Genomic DNA, 18292 nt, shown 5'->3' on the forward strand with positions numbered 1-18292 from the left:
GGACATTCCTCTTACCCTCAAAGACTTTCCCTATAGAAGAGGTGTGTCCCCTTTCCTCTTTAACTGATCCTCACCGGCAGAACCATATAAATAAAGTCGTCTTCTTCCTGTTCTTCTTTTTCCTCATTAATTTCCTTCATGAAGCAAGGATTATTTTTACCGATTAAATTTAAGCTCACCTGCTCACTTTCAATTACCTTTAAAAAATCTAACAAGTATTTAGAATTAAATCCGATTTTAATATCTTCACCATTTTTTTCTATAGGTACATTTTCTTCTACATTACCAAATTCAGAAGCTGAATTAATTTGCATATTATTTTCTTTAATATCAAGTATTACCAGGTTATTCTTATCATCCTTTGCCAAAAGTGAAGCTCTTTCGATACTGTCTCTTATGTCAGATGTTTCTACGCTTGCCACCGTTACGTAATTATCCTTTATTATTCCCTCATAATCTATAAACTTACCCTCTAAAAGATTAGAAATAATAATTGTATTATCTAATTTAAAGGAAATATGACTTTCTGATACTATTATTTCTAAATTATCTGTATCCTCTTCAATAATTCTCAAAATTTCTACCAATGTTTTTGAAGGCACAATAACAGAAACTTCACCGTCATAATCAATTTTATCTTTTTTTACGGCCATTCTGTATCCGTCAAGAGCCACAAATGTACAAATATTGTTTTTAATTTCAATGAGACAACCTGTAAATATAGGTTTAATATTATCTTGAGCTGTTGCAAAATAAGTATATTTTATTAAGCTTCTAAGTTTATCAGGTTTTATTTTAAATATGTTTCCTTCATTGTTAAAAGTATCATTTGGATATTCTTCGGAAGAATTTCCTAAAATGTTTATTTCAGAATTTAAACATTTAATTTCCATATTATTATTTTCTGTAGTTTCAATATGAACATAGGAATTTGAAGGAAGCTTTCTCACAAAATCTCCTATTAGTTTTGCATGAACTACGATTGAACCCTCTTCCTCTACCTCACAGGGTGAATATGTTTTAATTCCCAATTCTAAATCGGTTGCTGTAAGTATGAGCATATTATCCTTTGCTTCTATGAGTATTCCTGACAAAATCGGCAGTGGAGTTCTTGAAGAAACTGCTTTTTGTACTATATTGATGCTTTTATTAAGATCATTTTGGTTTACTTTTATTTTCATTAGCGACTCCTTTTTTATTGTGCAAACAATAAGGATTCTCGAAACAGAAATATTTGATTTCGTGTTGAGTGAGATTCTAAATTGTGCACAATTTATATTTGTGATGTTATATAGAAATATATAAAATAATTAAATAGTAATATTAGTAGAATGTGTTAATTTGTTGAAAACCGTTTTTATGTTTGAATTACTAATGAATAAAAAATTATTAACTGTTGATAGAATAATTTTTTATTCAAACTATAAAAATAAAAAATATTTTTTATCAACAATAATAAACAATTTATACACATTAACTGTTCAGCATTGAAATTAAATCATCTACACTTTTCTTTACTTCCTGACTGTTTTCTATATCTTCTTCTACTTTGTTATATGCGTGGAGAACCGTTGAATGGTCCCTTCCTCCAAATTCTTCACCTAATTTAGGAAGTGATAAATCAGTCAGCTTTCTGCCTATATACATTGCAATTTGTCTTGGATATGCAATGTTTTTGGTTTTCTTTTTTGAAACTAAATCATCTATTGATATATTATAATAATTTGCAATAACTTCCTTAATATCATGGATAGTTATTTTCTTATTATTAGAAATTAAATGCTTTAAGGCCTCCTGAGCTAATTCTAAATTAACTTCTTTTTTATTAGTAAGTGAAGCATAAGCATAAATTCTGATAAGAGCTCCTTCAAGCTTTCTTATGTTTGATTGAATATTTTGAGCTATATATGATATTACATCGTCAGGTACGTTATAATTTTCAGCTTCAGCTTTTTTTCTTAAAATTGCTATTCTTGTTTCATAATCCGGTGGCTGAATATCAGCAATCAGACCCCATTCAAAACGAGAACGAAGACGATCTTCAAGTGTCGGTATTTCACTTGGCGGATTATCGCTTGATACTATAATCTGTTTATTTGCTTCATGAAGAGCGTTAAATGTATGGAAAAATTCTTCCTGAGTACTTTCCTTACCTGCAATAAACTGGATATCATCAACTAAAAGAACATCTGCTTTTCTGTAAGTATTTCTGAATTCCTCATTAGTTCCGTCCTTAATGGAATTAATAAGGTCATTTGTAAATTTCTCGGAAGTAACATACAAAACATAGGCATCCGGATTACTGTCAAGTATATAGTGACCGATTGCGTGCATTAGGTGTGTTTTTCCAAGTCCGACGCCTCCATATAAAAACAAAGGGTTGTAGGCAGTGGCAGGTGCTTCCGCAACCGCCAATGATGCTGCATGAGCAAAACGGTTGGAATTTCCTATGATAAAGTTATCAAATCTGTATTTAGGATTTAATTTCCTTCCGGTATTTATAACGTCAGTTTCTTCATTATTATTTACAGAGATATTTTTTTTGTCTTCCTTATTTATATTTTCACCGGGTATGGTAAATATTAATTCTGTATCCTTTTTTAAAACGTATGTAAAGGCATTTTTAAGAAAGTTATAGTGTCTCTTTTTTAAAGTATTTTTTAAAAAATCGTCGGCTGTTTCCAAATAAATTGTATTGTTTTTATATGCGACAATTTTAAGGGGCTTGAACCAAGTATTAAAGCTTACTTGATTGGTGTCCTCTTTTACAATCTCAAGGACTTCGTTCCATAAATCTTCAAAATTCATATTATCCTCCGGTTGTTGATAAAAAAATTAACATTTTGTTTATAATATCTGTTAAGATAGTTAAAAATATATGATATAAACAATTGTTGATATAATATTTAAACAATTGCCAATATTGATTGAATGGGATTTTTGTATAAGTAAGAACAAGTTGTCCATAAATTTATCAAATAAAAAAAGTTATCCACAGACACATATCATAATATCATTTTTTATCCACAATATCAATTTTATTTTTTTATTTTAAAAAATATTTGCAATATTTATGAAAATATAGTATATTACAATAGCTAATACTAATTCCATTAATAAATTCCTTTGAAGTGAATTAGTATATACTGTTTTCTTATGTCGCGGACAAATATTTGTCCGTATTTGAGGTTAAAACAGTATAAAATATTTTTCTATGTTGACATCAATATTTAAAAATATTATAATTTATAAACGTGAAAATTTAAGATATTTATATAGATATCTGTTATATGAGGAGGTGTTTCTGATGAAAAGAACGTATCAACCAAAAAGAAGACAGAGAAGCAGAGAACATGGATTTCTAAAAAGAATGAGCACAAAGTCCGGAAGAAATGTTTTAAAAAGAAGAAGGGCAAAGGGTAGAAAAAAATTGTCAGCATAAGGCCGCATTAGTGGCCTTTTATTCCAATTATATTTAATTGGAATAAAGGTAATAATAGGAAATGATATGATAATAATAAAAAAGAATATTGAATACAAGGCAGTATATAATTGTAATAATTCTATATCAGATTATAATCTTGTGTTATTTATAAAAAAGAATAGTTATGGATTTAATAGATTTGGTTTTACTGCAGCAAAAAAAATAAAAAAGGCAGTTCAACGAAATATTATAAGACGAAGATTAAAGGAAATAGTAAGATTAAATGAGTATAATCTTAAAGAAGGTTATGATATCGTTTTAATGGCAAGAGTAAATGCTACAGATTCAGATTATAAAGATTTGGAAAAATCTTTTAATAAATTGATTAAAAGAAAAAACTTATTAAAGGGTGATAAAAATAAGTAAAATTTTGATTTTTATTATTCGTATATATCAAAAATTTTCTTCAAATTCATCAGTCAGACACTGTAGGTTTTATCCTACATGTTCACAATACTTTATTGAAAGCTTACAAAAATACGGTTTTTTTAAAGGTTCATTTTTAGGTATCAAAAGAATACTTAGATGTCATCCTTTTAATCCCGGTGGGTATGACCCTTTAAAATAGGAGGAAATAATGAATTTAGATTTTATAGCAAAACCAATGGGAATGCTTGTTGAATTATTATATAATATGGTTTCCGGATTAGACAGCAGTTATCTGTCTGCTTATGCAATTGCAATTATATTGTCAACAATCATTTTCAAATTATTAATGATGCCATTTACTCTTAAGCAGTCCAAATCAATGAAAAAAATGCAGGAATTAAATCCGAAAATTAAAGAGCTGCAAGAGAAGTACGGAAAAGATCCGCAAACTTTACAAAGAAAGCAGATGGAATTATATAAAGAAGCAAATTATAGCCCGTTTTCCGGTTGTTTACCAATGCTTATACAATTTCCGATTCTTATTGCCTTCTTTTATGTTATAAGATCACCTGAAATATATGTATTTGATAATCAGGAAGCATATGATTTAATCAATAAAACATTTTTATGGATTAATGATTTAAGCTTTGCTGAAAATTATGTGTTTGAAAATGGAATTATAAATGGTATTTCAATGGGGATGGCGATACCTTTTATAGGAGCTGCATTACCTATATTGGCTGCAGTGTCTGCATTTACAACTTATTTAACTACGAAAATGACATCACAGCCTGCTATTAATGAACAACAGGAAGCTACTCAAAGATCTATGAATATGATGATGCCTATCATGATATTTATATTTGGTTTACAGTTCCCTGCAGGATTAGCCTTATACTGGGTTGTTTCAAATATATTCCAATTAGTACAGCAGTATATCGTTATGAATTCGTCCAAAAATCCCAAGGAGGAATTAAAATAGATGAAAAATGCAACTATTGAAAGAGCTACCGTAGAAGAAGCTGTTATTGCAGCATTAAATGAGTTAGAAGCCGAAAAAGATGAAGTGGTAGTTGAAGTAATAAATGAACCGTCTAAAGGTTTATTTGGTTTGATTGGAAGTAAAAATGCAAAGGTAAAAGTAACAGTTACAAACGGTCCGGAAGAAAGAACAAGAAAATTTATAGACGTATTGCTTAAGAAAATGGACATAGAGGCTGTTTATAAAGTAAGTTTATCTGACAATGTGTTAAGAGCGGATATTACTAAAATCAGCGAGGATGATAAAGGAATTATCATTGGAAAACGAGGGAAAAATTTAGATGAAATTCAATTCCTTTTAAATTTAATAGTCAATAAAGGAAGACAGAATTATGTCAGAGTAATTTTCAACGTTGAAGATTACAGATCGAAAAGAGAAGAGACCTTGAAAAAATTGGCCTTTAAAATGGCTGATAAATGCAGATATTATAAGCATAAGGTTCGACTTGAACCAATGAATCCGTACGAAAGAAGAATAATACACTCTTCTTTACAGGATGAAAAAGATATTATTACCTATTCTGAAGGTGATGAACCATACAGGAAAGTAGTAATCGACTTGAAATAAATTAGGTCGCTGAAAAAGAACTTTTTCAACAACCTATTAGCTTGATAATTTTGTTATTAATCTTAAACCCGGATAACCGGGTTTCTTTTTTGAAAACGAAAAAAACTGTCCCCAAAAATCTTATGTACATTTACTATAATTTAGGGTAGAATATATAATAATATATACTCAGAAAGATACGGTGGTTAGATGAATACTGATACAATAGCTGCAATTGCTACATTTCCGGGTAATGCAGGTATTAATATAATAAGGATAAGCGGAAATAATGCACTCAATATAGCTGAAAAAATCTTTGTAAAGAACGATAAAAATGACTTAGATTTAAAGCCAAGGTATCTGCATTACGGACATATTGTGGATAATAACGACAAGATTATAGATGAAGTGTTGATATCTTATATGAAGGCTCCAAACACCTACACTAAGGAAGATATTATTGAAATTAATTGTCACGGTGGCTTAATTTCTGCTAAAAAAATATTAGAAACGGTGTTGCTTCACGATTGCAGGGCAGCTGAAAGAGGAGAGTTTACAAAGAGAGCATTTTTAAATGGAAGAATAGACCTTGTACAGGCAGAGGCAGTTATAGATATTATTAATTCTAAAACTGATTCAAGTCATGAAATTTCGGTTAATCATCTTGAAGGAAGATTATCAAGAGAGATAAACGAAATAATAGAAGAAATACTGGATTTACTTGCAAATATAGAGGTTAATATAGATTTCCCCGAATATGACGAGGATGAGGTAACAATAAATAAGGTTAAGGAATTAAGTGAAAATTTAGCTAATGAGCTGGACAGATTAATCAGCTCGGCAGATACGGGAAAAATATTTAAAGAAGGTATAAAAACAGTTATACTCGGAAAACCAAATGTGGGGAAATCATCTCTCATGAATTTTCTGTTAAATGAAAATCGTGCAATTGTAACGGAGATACCGGGTACTACAAGGGATACAATAGAAGAATATGTAAATATAAAGGGCGTTCCTTTAAGAATAATTGATACGGCAGGCATCAGGGATACAGATGATAGGGTAGAAAAAATAGGTGTTGAAAAAGCACTTAATAAAGTTGACGAAGCGGATTTAGTAATAATGGTTTTTGATTCATCAATAGCTCTTGAGCAGGATGATGAATATATAATTGATTATATTAAAAATAAAAAGGTTATTTATATAAGCAATAAAACGGATTTACCAAGAAAATTAAATTTAGAAAAATACGAAAATATCGAAAAAGAGTTAATCAATATATCGGTATTAAAAAATCAGGGCTTGGAGGAAATAATAAACAAGGTAAATCAAATGTTTTTTGATGGTACAATAAATATAAGCGACGAGCTGATTATAAACAATGTCAGGCATAAAAATTTATTGATAAAAGCTAAAAATAGTTTCCGGGAAGTGTTAAATTCAATCAATAATCAAATGACGATTGATTTTATAGAAATAGATTTAAAACAAGCGATGGAAAGCTTAGGGTTAATAGTTGGTAAGACAGTGAGTGATGATTTAATAGACAAAATTTTTAACGAGTTTTGCATAGGTAAATAGGAAAGGAGACACACTTCTAAAAGGGGATAATACTTTGCAGAATGGCTTTAGAGGAATGTCCCCAAATTGAGAAAGAGGAAAAAAATGAACAATACAGTAAGAGAATTTCTTGCCGACAGTGTTGATGTGGCTGTTATTGGAGCAGGTCATGCAGGGTGTGAAGCATCCCTTGCCGCTGCACGTCTTGAGATGAAAACAATAGTGCTTACAATGAGCTTGGATTCAATAGCAATGATGCCATGCAACCCTAACATCGGAGGTACCGCAAAGGGACATCTGGTCAGGGAAATTGATGCTCTTGGCGGAGAAATGGCTTTAAATATAGACAAGACTATGATACAATGTAAGATGTTGAACCGCTCTAAAGGACCTGCAGTACATTCCTTAAGAGCACAAGCAGATAAAAATAAATATCATGCTGAAATGAAAAAGGTATTAGAAAACCAAAAAGGACTTCAGGTTATTCAATCAGAGGTAACTGGTTTAAAAATAAATGAAGACGGAAGCTTCAATATAATTACCAAGCTTGGTGCATACTATAGAGCTAAAGCAGTAATAATAACTACCGGAACATATTTGCAAGGCAGAATTTATATAGGAGAGCTTAATTATTCTTCAGGTCCCAACGGATTGGAACCGTCAACAGAGCTTTCTGAATCCTTGATGGATTTTGGAATTGAAATGAGAAAATTTAAAACAGGTACTCCTGCAAGAATACATTCAGATTCAATTAATTATGAAAAAATGGAAGTTCAAACGGGAGATGAAGAAATAATACCATTTTCATTTATGACAGATGAAATAAATATTGAGCAGGTACCTTGCTATATAACTTATACAACAGAAAAAACCCATGAAATAATCAGAGAAAATTTAGACAGATCACCTCTTTATGAAGGAGTAATAAAAAGTATAGGTCCGAGATACTGCCCATCCATAGAGGATAAGGTTGTTAAATTTTCTGATAAGGACAGACATCAGCTTTTTGTCGAACCGGAAGGATTAGACACAAAGGAAATGTATATACAGGGAATGTCGTCCTCGCTTCCGTATGAAGTTCAGATACCGATGTACAGATCGATGATTGGCATGGAAAATGCGCAAATTATGCGGTCTGCATATGCAATAGAGTATGATTCTATAGATCCGACCCAGCTTAAAAGAAGCTTGGAATTAATAAGTATTAAAAACTTATTTTTCGCCGGTCAGGTTAACGGCAGCTCCGGTTATGAGGAAGCAGCGGCTCAAGGCTTAATAGCGGGAATAAATGCCGTTTTAAGCTTGAAAGGTAAAGAGCCGCTGGTATTGGACCGTTCTGAAGCGTATATAGGTGTCCTGATAGATGACTTAGTAACTAAGGGAACTAATGAACCATACAGAATGATGACCTCAAGAGCCGAATACAGGTTATTGCTCAGACAGGACAATGCCGATGAAAGATTGACACAAAAAGGTTATGATGTTGGTTTAGTTACAGAAGAAAGATATAAAAGATTTATAAATAAAAAAGAAGCAATAGAAAATGAAATAGATAGATTGAAAGGGATTAAAATAACTCCGAAAGCAGAAATAAATGAATTGTTGGAAAAAGCCGGAAGTGTCCCTTTAAGCAAAGCATTATCCTTATACGAGCTTTTAAAAAGGGTTGAGCTAAGCTATGAAAATACTGCAGAATTAGATACAGACAGACCTCAGCTTAAAAAAGAGATAAAGGATTACGTTGAAACAGTCATAAAATATGAAGGCTATATTGCCAAGCAAATAAATCAGGTGGAGCAATTTAAAAAACTTGAAAACAAAAGGATACCTGACGATATTGACTATAATGAAATCGGAAGCTTAAGGTTAGAGGCAAGGCAAAAGTTAAACAAAATTAAGCCTGATTCCATAGGTCAAGCATCAAGAATATCCGGAGTTTCCCCATCTGATATAAATGTATTGTTAATTTATTTAATGACACACAAGCCAAATAATTAATATTAGGAGTACACCTTGATTAATACACTGAATGAAGGTTTTAAACAGCTTAAAATTCCCTATAACGATGAAATAGAGAGAAAATTTATTAAATATTGCGATCTGTTGAAGGAATGGAATCAAAAAATTAATATTACTTCAATAGATGATGATGAAGATATTTATGTGAAACATTTTTTAGACAGTGTCTTGCTTATGAACGAAGAGAATTACAATGAAGAAAAGAATATTATAGACGTTGGCACCGGGGGTGGATTTCCCGGTTTGCCTTTAAAAATAGTTAATAATAATTATAAAGTAACTCTTTTAGACAGCTTACGAAAAAGAATAGATTTTTTAACCATAGTTACAAATGAACTTTTACTTGACAATGTGGAATTTATTCACGGCAGAGCAGAAGATTTCGGACAAAATAAAAATTACAGAGAGAAATATGACATCTGCGTTTCAAGGGCTGTAGCTCCGTTAAATGTACTAAGCGAGTATTGCCTGCCCTTTGTAAAAAAAGGAGGCTACTTTGCAGCATATAAGAGTGAAAATATTTCCTTTGAAATTGAAATTTCTGAAAATGCTATTAAAAAACTTGGAGGAATTGTTAAAGAAATCAAAGAAATTAAATTGCCGGAAACTGATATCATAAGAAAAATAGTTATAGTAGAAAAAATAGAATCAACAGACAAAAAATACCCGAGAAAAGCGGGAAAACCAAGTAAAGAACCATTGGTATAAGGGGGGGAGAATTCTTTGATAAGCAGTATAATTAATATTGATGTAAATAAAATTATACCTAATAAAAATCAACCAAGGAAAGTATTTGATGACAAAAGCTTGGAGGAATTAAGCCAGTCAATTAAAAGCTACGGCATAATTCAACCAATAACCGTAAGAAAAATATATGATGACATTTATGAATTAGTAGCGGGAGAAAGACGTTTAAAAGCTGTTAAATTGTTAAGAATGGAAACTATTCCTGCAGTTGTTATAGAGGTTAAGGAAGAAGAATCCGCTGCCATGGCCTTAATTGAAAACTTGCAGAGAGAAGATTTGGATTTTATTGAAGAAGCGATGGCTTTTGAAAGATTAACTGAAGATTTCGGATTAAATCAAACACAGTTAGCAGAAAAGCTTGGTAAATCTCAATCAACAATAGCAAATAAAATGAGAATTTTAAAACTTCCGGAATCAGTTAAGAAGGAACTCAGAGAAGCCAAATTAACTGAACGTCATGCAAGAGCATTGTTAAAAATAGAGGATGAAGAAATTCTCTTAAGTATTCTTGAAAAAATTATAAAAAGAGATTTAAATGTAAGTGAAACAGAAAAGCTTGTAAATTCAATTGCAGAAGATTTGAATATTAAGAAAATGAAGGACAAGCGTTATGTAAGAAATTTTATTAATTACAAAATATATATAAATACTATAAAGAATGCCTACAATGAAATAGTAAAAACAGGTATTGAAGCAAAGTTTGAACAGCAAGAATCTGACGAATTCATTGAAATTAAAGTAAAGATACCTAAAAAAAGCATATAGAGGGTGGTAAAGTGACTAAGGTAATAAGCATTTTCAATCAAAAAGGCGGAGTTGGCAAAACAACTACTAATGTAAATTTATGTGCTGCGTTAGCTTTAAAGGGTAAAAAGGTTTTAAGTATCGATATTGACCCTCAGGGCAATTCAAGCAGTGGATTCGGTGTGGATAAACATAATTTAGAATACACCGTATACGACATATTGATAGAAGATTTCGATATTAATAAGGTTATACTTAAAACAGATATTGAAAACTTAGATTTAATTCCTGCAAATATTCAGTTAGCCGGTGCAGAAATAGAATTGACAAATACCAAGTACAGAGAAAAAACCTTAAGAGAATCCATAAATCTGTTAGATAATACGTATGACTTTATAATAATTGACTGCCCGCCGTCACTTGGCTTATTATCATTGAATGCATTAACAGCATCCGACACAGTATTGATTCCTATACAGTGTGAATACTATTCCTTGGAAGGAGTTGGACAACTTATTGATACTGTTAAATTAGTCAGAAAAAATTTGAATCCTAAATTGGAAATAGAAGGTGTTCTTTTAAATATGTTTGATGGAAGAACAAATCTTTCCATACAGGTGGTAGAAGAGGTTAAAAAATATTTTAAAGATAAAGTATATAGAACAGTTATTCCAAGGAGCGTAAGATTGGCTGAAGCGCCAAGTTTCGGTCAGCCGATCATGCTGTATGATGATAAATCAAAAGGCAGTGAAGCGTACATAAAATTAGCTGAAGAATTAATTAAAAACAATTAAGGAGGTTACTATGGCACTTAAAAGAAAGGCCCTAGGCAAGGGTTTGTCGGCATTGATACCTGAGGATTTAGAGAAGGAAGACAATCAAAGAATTGAGGATATAGATATTAATTTAATAAGCCCGAATCCGAATCAGCCACGTAAAGTATTTGAACAGGATAAGCTTGATGAGCTTACTGAGTCCATAAAAAAATACGGAGTAATTCAACCTATAATTGTTAGAAAAGATAAAGATATATACATTATTATAGCCGGGGAAAGACGCTGGAGAGCTTGTAAAAGCGCTGACTTAAAAAGTATACCTTGTATAGTAAGGGATATGGAAAATAGAAATGCTTCTGAAATAGCACTTATAGAAAATATTCAGAGAGAGGATTTAAACCCTATCGATGAAGCAAATGCCTATGATTTCATTATGGAGCGTTACGGAATAACACAGGAAGAAGTATCAAACATAGTCGGTAAATCAAGGGTGTACGTAACTAATATAATGAGATTAACAAATCTTGATAACTATGTAAAAAACAAAATAGTAACCAATGAAATTTCTGCGGGACATGGAAGAGCAATTCTGAGCTTTCCGCCGGAAAAACAAATAGAAATAACGGATAGAATTATAAAAGATGGCTTAAGTGTAAGAGATGTAGAAAAATTAGTCAGGGATTCCAAGAAACCAAGAAGAAAACAACCACCTGAAAAAGATAAATACTTAGCATATATTGAAGAATTATTAACAGATAGATTTTCTTCAAGAGTGAATATCAAACGAAACAAAAATAGAGGTAAAATAGAAATTGAGTACGTAAATAATGAAGATTTGAACAGAATATTAGATTTGTTAAAAATTGACGAGTCGTGATTTTATGATAAGCTAATCCTAAAAATGGGGTTGGCTTTTTTTGTTATAATCAACCATTGACATTTTATTAACAAGATAATATAATGAAGTCGATGTTGACATATTGATAATATTATGGGAGGTTATATTTTGTCAAAAGGACTGGATTTAAAGCTTAATGAAGAGCAGTTTATGCTGCTGAAGGAGTATATTGACTCTAAAAGAGATACGCAGGGTGTATTGATGCAATCATTGCATGAAGCCCAAGAGATTTTTGGATATCTGCCGATTGAAGTTCAAAAGTTTATATCTCATGAGTTAGAGATACCCCTTGCGGAGGTTTACGGAGTTGCTACTTTTTACACTCAGTTTTCAATTGAACCAAAGGGCAAACACACAATAGGTGTATGCCTGGGAACAGCTTGCTATGTAAAAGGTGCGCAACAGGTATTAGACAAGTTATCTAAGGAATTAAATATTAAGGTTGGTGAAACGACATCCGATAATTTATTTACTCTTGAAGCCACCAGATGCTTAGGCTGCTGTGGATTGGCACCGGTAATGATGATTGATCAGGACGTCTATGGTAAGCTTGAAGTAAATAAAATACCGGAAATAATCTCAAAGTACAGAGAATAGGGGGACAACTATGAAATCATTGGAAGAGTTAAAAAAATTAAGAGAAGAAGCATTAAAAAATGTTGATTTAAGAAATACAGATAAAGATACAAGAGTGGTTGTTGGAATGGCAACCTGTGGAATTTCAGCCGGAGCCAGACCTGTGTTGACTACATTTGTAGAAGAGGTAGCAAAGAGGAATTTAGTAAACGTTCAGGTAGTTCAAACAGGATGTATCGGTATGTGTACCTATGAGCCGATCGTTGAGGTTTATACTGCAGATAAGGAAAAGGTTACTTATATTCATGTTGATTCTGAAAAGGCAAAGAGAATTGTATCAGAGCACTTGGTAAATAACAAAATTGTGCGCGAATTTACAATCAGTGCCGATAATCAGTAAATGGAGGTATTGTTATGAAAATTTTCAGATCTCATGTCTTGATATGCGGTGGAACAGGGTGCAGCTCTTCAAAATCTCCTTTGATTAAAAAAAGGTTTGAAGATAAAATAAAAGAGTTAAACTTAGAAAATGAAGTACAGGTTGTTGTAACCGGTTGTTTTGGACTTTGTGAGGAAGGTCCTATCGTAATAATTTATCCTGAAGGTACATTTTATGCAAAAATGACCGTTGAAAGAGTTGACGAAATAGCAGAAGAGCATTTGCTTAAAGGAAGAATAGTAAGAAAATATTTATATGATGAAAGTGCTGAAAACGAGCAAATAAAACCACTTAGCGAAGTGGATTTCTATAAAAAACAAAAAAGGGTAGCTTTAAGAAATTGCGGTGTAATAAATCCCGAAAATATTAATGAATATATAGCTCGAGACGGTTATATGGCGCTTGGTAAGGTTCTCACAGAAATGACACCTGATGAGGTTATAAAATTAGTAAAGGATTCCGGGTTAAAAGGAAGAGGCGGAGCGGGCTTTTCTACAGGAATGAAATGGAGCTTTGCCGCACCTAACAAGGCAGACCAAAAGTATGTTATATGTAATGCCGATGAAGGAGATCCGGGAGCCTTCATGGACAGAAGTGTCCTTGAAGGAGATCCTCATGCCGTTTTAGAAGCAATGGCCATAGCCGGATATGCAATCGGAGCAACCAAGGGCTTTATTTATGTAAGAGCTGAGTATCCGATAGCTGTTCACAGATTGGAAGTAGCTATTAAACAAGCAAAATTACTTGGATTGTTAGGTAATAATCTATTTAATTCAGGTTTTGATTTTGATGTAGAAATCAGATTGGGTGCAGGCGCGTTTGTTTGCGGCGAGGAAACTGCATTGATGCAATCAATCGAAGGTAAAAGAGGTATGTCACGAAACAAACCTCCGTTCCCGGCAAATAGAGGATTGTGGGGAAAACCGACTATAATCAATAATGTTGAAACATTGGCGAACGTACCTCAAATCATACTAAACGGTGCTGAATGGTTTAAAAGCTTTGGAACCGAAAAATCTCCGGGAACAAAGGTATTTGCACTCGGAGGTAAAATCAACAATACCGGCTTAGTTGAAGTTCCGATGGGAACCACTTTAAGAGAAGTTATATATGATATAGGCGGCGGATGTCCGAATCATAGAGAATTTAAAGCAGTTCAAACTGGAGGACCGTCAGGCGGCTGTTTAACTAAAGATCATTTGGACATACCTATTGACTATGAAAATTTAACTGCTGTGGGTTCAATGATGGGTTCCGGCGGTATGATTGTTATGGATGAAGATAACTGTATGGTTGATATAGCTAAGTTTTTCCTTGATTTTACGGTTGACGAATCATGCGGAAAATGTACTCCTTGCAGGGAAGGAACAAAACGTATGCTTGAGATTCTTGAAAGAATTACAGAAGGTAAGGGAAAGATGGAGGATTTAGACAAACTTGAAAGATTGTCAATGAACATTAAAGAAACATCTTTATGCGGATTGGGTCAGACTGCTCCTAATCCGGTATTATCAACACTGAAATACTTTAGGGATGAATATGAAGCACATGTAATAGAAAAAAGATGTCCGGCAGGTGTCTGTCAATCACTTCTTAAATACATTATTACAATGGATTGCAAGGGCTGTACAAGATGTTCAAGAATATGTCCGGTTGGTGCAATTGAAGGAAAAGTAAAGGAAGTTCATATAATCAATCAGGAAAAATGTATAAAATGTGGCGCATGTATGGATTCTTGTACCTTCCATGCTATCATTAAAAAGTAGAAAGGCGGTGCTGATGTTGGATAAAGTTAATTTAACAATAAACGGAATACAAGTGAGTGTTCCTAAAGATTATACAGTATTAATGGCAGCAAGAGAAGCCGGAATTGACATACCCACCCTTTGTTATTTAAAAGATATAAATGAAATAGCTGCTTGCAGGGTATGCGTTGTAGAGGTAGACATAAAGGGAGTTCCTATGAGAAATCTTCCTACATCTTGTGTACTTCAAGTTCAGGAAGGCATGAATGTAAGAACCAATACTGCTAAGGTTAGAAGCGCAGTAAGGATGAATGTAGAATTAATCCTTGCAAATCATAACAGAGAATGCTTGACCTGTTTAAGAAACGGAACATGTGAGCTTCAAAAACTGTGTGATGAGTTAGGAATAAAGGATATAGAATTCGAAGGTGATAAAAGAGAATCAACATTAGATAATTTATCACATTCAATAATCAGAGACAGCAGCAAATGTATTTTATGCGGAAGATGCGTAAGTACATGCAGAGACGTTCAAGGAATCGGCATTTTGGATTTTACTAAGAGAGGATTCAACACAGAGGTCGCTCCCGCATTTGATTACAGCATGAATGATGTACCATGCGTATACTGCGGACAATGTATTCAGGCATGCCCTGTTGCCGCCTTAAGAGAAAGAACAAACATTGATGATGTCTGGGATGCGATAGATGACCCCGAAAAATTTGTTGTTGTCCAAACAGCTCCCGGTGTCAGAGCATCATTAGGCGAAGAATTTGGTTTGGACGTAGGAACAGAAGTAACGGGCAAAATGGTTGCAAGCTTAAAACGTCTTGGATTTGATAAGGTTTTTGATACTAATTTTTCTGCTGATTTAACTATAGTAGAAGAAGGAACAGAATTACTGAGCAGAGTTAAAAACGGCGGTAAATTGCCGATGATTACGTCTTGTTCACCCGGATGGATTCGCTATTGTGAAATTAATTATCCTGATTTTCTTGATAATTTATCCACATGCAAGTCACCTCAGCAAATGTTTGGTGCAATAGTTAAGTCATATTATGCACAGAAGGAAGGAATAGATCCTAAGAAAATTGTTTCTGTTTCCGTAATGCCTTGTACTTCCAAGAAAACAGAGGCAAACAGACCGGAAATGGAGGTTGATGGCTTAAGAGACGTTGATTTCTCAATTACAACAAGAGAATTAGGCGATATGATAAAGCAGGCAAGAATAAACTTTACTAAATTGCCGGATGAGCATCCGGACAGTATATTAGGTGAATATACAGGTGCAGGCGTAATATTTGGTGCTACAGGCGGTGTTATGGAAGCAGCACTTCGTACAGTTGCTGATATATTGACCGGTAAGGATTTAGATAATATAGAATATCAGGATGTAAGGGGCATAGAAGGAGTAAAGGAAGCATCCGTTGTTCTTCCTATAGAAGGAAAGGATATGGAAATTACGGTTGCCGTAGCTCATGGAACTGCCAATGCTGCCAAGGTATTAAATGCAGTAAAGAAGGGTGAAAAGAAATATCACTTTATAGAAGTAATGGCATGTCCGGGCGGCTGTGTACACGGTGGAGGTCAATCTCATGTATCAGCTAAAGTACGTCTGGATGTGAATCCAAAATCTAAGAGAGCAGATGCTTTATATGAGCTTGACAGGGCGCTGCCGTTAAGAAAATCTCATAAAAATCCTGAAATAATCAAGCTGTATGAAGAATTCTTAAAAGAGCCAAACAGCCATTTATCTCATAAGCTGCTTCATACACACTATAACAAGAAAAGCACCTATGAAATAGAGCAGCAGGAAGAATTTGAAAAGCTGTTGGAAAGCTTGAAATAATAGGAATGAAGAAATAACAGGCAGGAGAATTATACCTCCTGCTTTTTTCCTCTAAGTTAGCTGCAAATGAAAATGGTAACAATTAAAAGAAGCTCAAATAACTCATCTGAATTTGACATATCATGATAATGTGCTATAATTAATTATCCAATTATTTCTTATATAGATAAAAGTCTTACAATCTAGCATATTATGCTATGACATCTTATTTTTTTATCTGACATTAAAATCAATAAATTATCAACGGAAATTTTTATAAAAAAGCTAAATTTAATACAATTGAAGACTAAACATATAGCATCTTATGTTTTTTGCTTTTATGTGATTATGATATTTCATATGTATTTTTTGTGTTCAATTATCTTCATGGCAAAATAAAAAAGTTATTTATCAAAAATTACAAATTATATGGCATATAAATATTTATTTAGTTTAATGAATAGTTATATAGATATAAAATTAGGAGGATGAAAATGAAAAGGAATTACGTTTTCATAATTTTTGTCTTGGTTTTGATTATTTCAATCTCGGCATGCTCAAGAAATACAGAGGTAAAACCAGGAGAAACAATAAAAATTACAGTTACAGATAATGGTTGGGACAGCCAGATGCTGCACAACGAAATAGCACGAATTGTGGTTGAGAATGGATATGAAGGCTATAAGCTTGAAACTTCATCTGGTTCATCAACAATGAACTGGCAGGCTATGATAAAGGGAGATATAGATCTCGATATTGAAAGCTGGACAGATAATGTTGTGAGCTATCCTGAGGATGTGGCTAACGGAGATATTGTCAATGTGGGAATATTGGTGCCTGATAGCGCTCAGGGTCTTTATGTTCCGCGATACGTAATCGAGGGAGATTCTGAACGCGGTATAGAACCTATGGCACCGGATTTGAAAACCGTAGAGGATTTAAAAAAGTATCCGGAATTGTTTCCTGATGACGAGGATAGATTAAAAGGGAGAATTTATGGTTCTATTCCGGGCTGGATGGCAGATGAAATATTATATAAAAAATATGAATATTATGGATTGGATCAAATGTACAACTACACGAGACTGGGAAGTGAAGCTACTCTGTTTGCATCTTTGGTATCTGCATATAACCTTGGGAAAGCATGGGTGGGATATTGCTATGAACCTACGTGGATAAGCGGTAAATTGGACATTGTTCTCCTTGAGGATGCTCCTTATAATCCAGAGCTTTACTTGGAAGGAAAATGTGAATTTCCGAGGCAAGAACTTAAAATCGTAAGCAGTAGCAAATTTGCGGAAAGAGCACCGGAGCTTCTTGAGTTTTTTAAGAAATATAAAACAGGAAGTCAGTTGATAGCTGATGCTTTGGCATATCTTGATGAAACAAAATCAACCCATGGAGAAACAGCAAAGTGGATTTTAAAGGAAAATGATTACTTGTTGGATGAGTGGCTTCCTAAGGAAAATGCTGAAAAAGTGAGGGCATATATCAACAAATAATTAAAGAAAGGACATAT

General features: G+C 33.1%; 18 protein-coding genes. 16 read left to right on the forward strand and 2 right to left on the reverse strand.

The window, feature by feature from the left end:
• Positions 1–59: 59 nt before the first annotated feature.
• Complete coding sequence (gene dnaN, locus RT412_RS00700) at positions 60–1181, reverse strand: DNA polymerase III subunit beta (protein ID WP_313339285.1); 1122 nt, start codon at positions 1179–1181, stop codon at positions 60–62.
• A gap of 292 nt (positions 1182–1473) precedes the next feature.
• Positions 1474–2808 (reverse strand): chromosomal replication initiator protein DnaA, encoded by a 1335-nt coding sequence (gene dnaA, locus RT412_RS00705; protein WP_313339287.1) that lies wholly within the window; start codon positions 2806–2808, stop codon positions 1474–1476.
• A 499-nt stretch (positions 2809–3307) separates the two neighbouring features.
• Here dnaA and rpmH point away from each other — a divergent pair, with 499 nt between their 5' ends.
• The 16 genes from rpmH to RT412_RS00785 all read left to right on the forward strand — a co-directional run bounded on the left by rpmH (position 3308) and on the right by RT412_RS00785 (position 18275).
• Complete coding sequence (gene rpmH, locus RT412_RS00710; RefSeq protein WP_179239151.1) at positions 3308–3442, forward strand: 50S ribosomal protein L34; 135 nt, start codon at positions 3308–3310, stop codon at positions 3440–3442.
• Positions 3443–3508: 66 nt separating this feature from the next.
• The gene (gene rnpA, locus RT412_RS00715) at positions 3509–3850 is read left to right on the forward strand and encodes a ribonuclease P protein component (RefSeq protein ID WP_313339289.1); all 342 of its coding nucleotides are present in this window, start codon (positions 3509–3511) and stop codon (positions 3848–3850) included.
• A complete protein-coding gene (yidD, locus tag RT412_RS00720; RefSeq protein WP_313339975.1) occupies positions 3843–4052 on the forward strand; it encodes a membrane protein insertion efficiency factor YidD in 210 nt (69 codons plus the stop codon). Before rnpA ends, yidD begins: the two co-directional genes overlap by 8 nt.
• A 9-nt stretch (positions 4053–4061) precedes the next feature.
• Positions 4062–4835 (forward strand): YidC/Oxa1 family membrane protein insertase, encoded by a 774-nt coding sequence (locus tag RT412_RS00725; protein WP_313339291.1) that lies wholly within the window; start codon positions 4062–4064, stop codon positions 4833–4835.
• Positions 4836–5462 (forward strand): RNA-binding cell elongation regulator Jag/EloR, encoded by a 627-nt coding sequence (jag, locus tag RT412_RS00730; protein ID WP_313339293.1) that lies wholly within the window; start codon positions 4836–4838, stop codon positions 5460–5462. It abuts the gene before it with no gap.
• Positions 5463–5651: 189 nt separating this feature from the next.
• Positions 5652–7022 (forward strand): tRNA uridine-5-carboxymethylaminomethyl(34) synthesis GTPase MnmE, encoded by a 1371-nt coding sequence (mnmE, locus tag RT412_RS00735; RefSeq protein ID WP_313339295.1) that lies wholly within the window; start codon positions 5652–5654, stop codon positions 7020–7022.
• Positions 7023–7106: 84 nt separating this feature from the next.
• A complete protein-coding gene (mnmG, locus tag RT412_RS00740; RefSeq protein ID WP_313339296.1) occupies positions 7107–8999 on the forward strand; it encodes a tRNA uridine-5-carboxymethylaminomethyl(34) synthesis enzyme MnmG in 1893 nt (630 codons plus the stop codon).
• A gap of 15 nt (positions 9000–9014) precedes the next feature.
• On the forward strand, positions 9015–9728 hold the full coding sequence (gene rsmG, locus RT412_RS00745) for a 16S rRNA (guanine(527)-N(7))-methyltransferase RsmG (protein WP_313339298.1): 714 nt from the start codon (positions 9015–9017) through the stop codon (positions 9726–9728).
• A 15-nt stretch (positions 9729–9743) separates the two neighbouring features.
• Positions 9744–10532 (forward strand): nucleoid occlusion protein, encoded by a 789-nt coding sequence (gene noc / locus RT412_RS00750; RefSeq protein WP_313339299.1) that lies wholly within the window; start codon positions 9744–9746, stop codon positions 10530–10532.
• Between the two features lie 11 nt (positions 10533–10543).
• Entirely contained in the window at positions 10544–11305 is a 762-nt protein-coding gene (locus RT412_RS00755) for an AAA family ATPase (RefSeq protein WP_313339301.1), read from the forward strand.
• A 10-nt stretch (positions 11306–11315) separates the two neighbouring features.
• A complete protein-coding gene (locus RT412_RS00760; RefSeq protein ID WP_313339303.1) occupies positions 11316–12164 on the forward strand; it encodes a ParB/RepB/Spo0J family partition protein in 849 nt (282 codons plus the stop codon).
• A 114-nt stretch (positions 12165–12278) separates the two neighbouring features.
• A complete protein-coding gene (gene nuoE / locus RT412_RS00765) occupies positions 12279–12782 on the forward strand; it encodes an NADH-quinone oxidoreductase subunit NuoE (RefSeq protein ID WP_313339305.1) in 504 nt (167 codons plus the stop codon).
• 10 nt (positions 12783–12792) lie between these two features.
• Entirely contained in the window at positions 12793–13161 is a 369-nt protein-coding gene (locus tag RT412_RS00770; RefSeq protein WP_313339307.1) for a (2Fe-2S) ferredoxin domain-containing protein, read from the forward strand.
• 14 nt (positions 13162–13175) lie between these two features.
• Complete coding sequence (gene nuoF, locus RT412_RS00775) at positions 13176–14966, forward strand: NADH-quinone oxidoreductase subunit NuoF (protein ID WP_313339309.1); 1791 nt, start codon at positions 13176–13178, stop codon at positions 14964–14966.
• Positions 14967–14982: 16 nt separating this feature from the next.
• Positions 14983–16794 carry an NADH-dependent [FeFe] hydrogenase, group A6 gene (locus RT412_RS00780; RefSeq protein ID WP_313339976.1) on the forward strand — a complete coding sequence of 604 codons (1812 nt, stop codon included), beginning with the start codon at positions 14983–14985 and terminating at the stop codon, positions 16792–16794.
• A gap of 473 nt (positions 16795–17267) precedes the next feature.
• On the forward strand, positions 17268–18275 hold the full coding sequence (locus RT412_RS00785; RefSeq protein WP_313339311.1) for a glycine betaine ABC transporter substrate-binding protein: 1008 nt from the start codon (positions 17268–17270) through the stop codon (positions 18273–18275).
• Positions 18276–18292 lie beyond the last annotated feature (17 nt).

This window comes from Sedimentibacter sp. (assembly GCF_032080165.1).
Lineage (GTDB): Bacteria > Bacillota > Clostridia > Tissierellales > Sedimentibacteraceae > Sedimentibacter.

Excerpts from the sequence above, each read along its gene's own strand:
- dnaN (WP_313339285.1), bottom strand. The coding sequence starts at position 1,181 with ATGAAAATAAAAGTAAACCAAAATGATCTTAATAAAAGCATCAATATA.
- dnaA (WP_313339287.1), bottom strand. The coding sequence starts at position 2,808 with ATGAATTTTGAAGATTTATGGAACGAAGTCCTTGAGATTGTAAAAGAG.
- rpmH (WP_179239151.1), top strand. The coding sequence starts at position 3,308 with ATGAAAAGAACGTATCAACCAAAAAGAAGACAGAGAAGCAGAGAACAT.
- rnpA (WP_313339289.1), top strand. The coding sequence starts at position 3,509 with ATGATAATAATAAAAAAGAATATTGAATACAAGGCAGTATATAATTGT.
- RT412_RS00725 (WP_313339291.1), top strand. The coding sequence starts at position 4,062 with ATGAATTTAGATTTTATAGCAAAACCAATGGGAATGCTTGTTGAATTA.
- jag (WP_313339293.1), top strand. The coding sequence starts at position 4,836 with ATGAAAAATGCAACTATTGAAAGAGCTACCGTAGAAGAAGCTGTTATT.
- mnmE (WP_313339295.1), top strand. The coding sequence starts at position 5,652 with ATGAATACTGATACAATAGCTGCAATTGCTACATTTCCGGGTAATGCA.
- mnmG (WP_313339296.1), top strand. The coding sequence starts at position 7,107 with ATGAACAATACAGTAAGAGAATTTCTTGCCGACAGTGTTGATGTGGCT.
- RT412_RS00760 (WP_313339303.1), top strand. The coding sequence starts at position 11,316 with ATGGCACTTAAAAGAAAGGCCCTAGGCAAGGGTTTGTCGGCATTGATA.
- nuoE (WP_313339305.1), top strand. The coding sequence starts at position 12,279 with ATGGGAGGTTATATTTTGTCAAAAGGACTGGATTTAAAGCTTAATGAA.
- RT412_RS00770 (WP_313339307.1), top strand. The coding sequence starts at position 12,793 with ATGAAATCATTGGAAGAGTTAAAAAAATTAAGAGAAGAAGCATTAAAA.
- nuoF (WP_313339309.1), top strand. The coding sequence starts at position 13,176 with ATGAAAATTTTCAGATCTCATGTCTTGATATGCGGTGGAACAGGGTGC.
- RT412_RS00785 (WP_313339311.1), top strand. The coding sequence starts at position 17,268 with ATGAAAAGGAATTACGTTTTCATAATTTTTGTCTTGGTTTTGATTATT.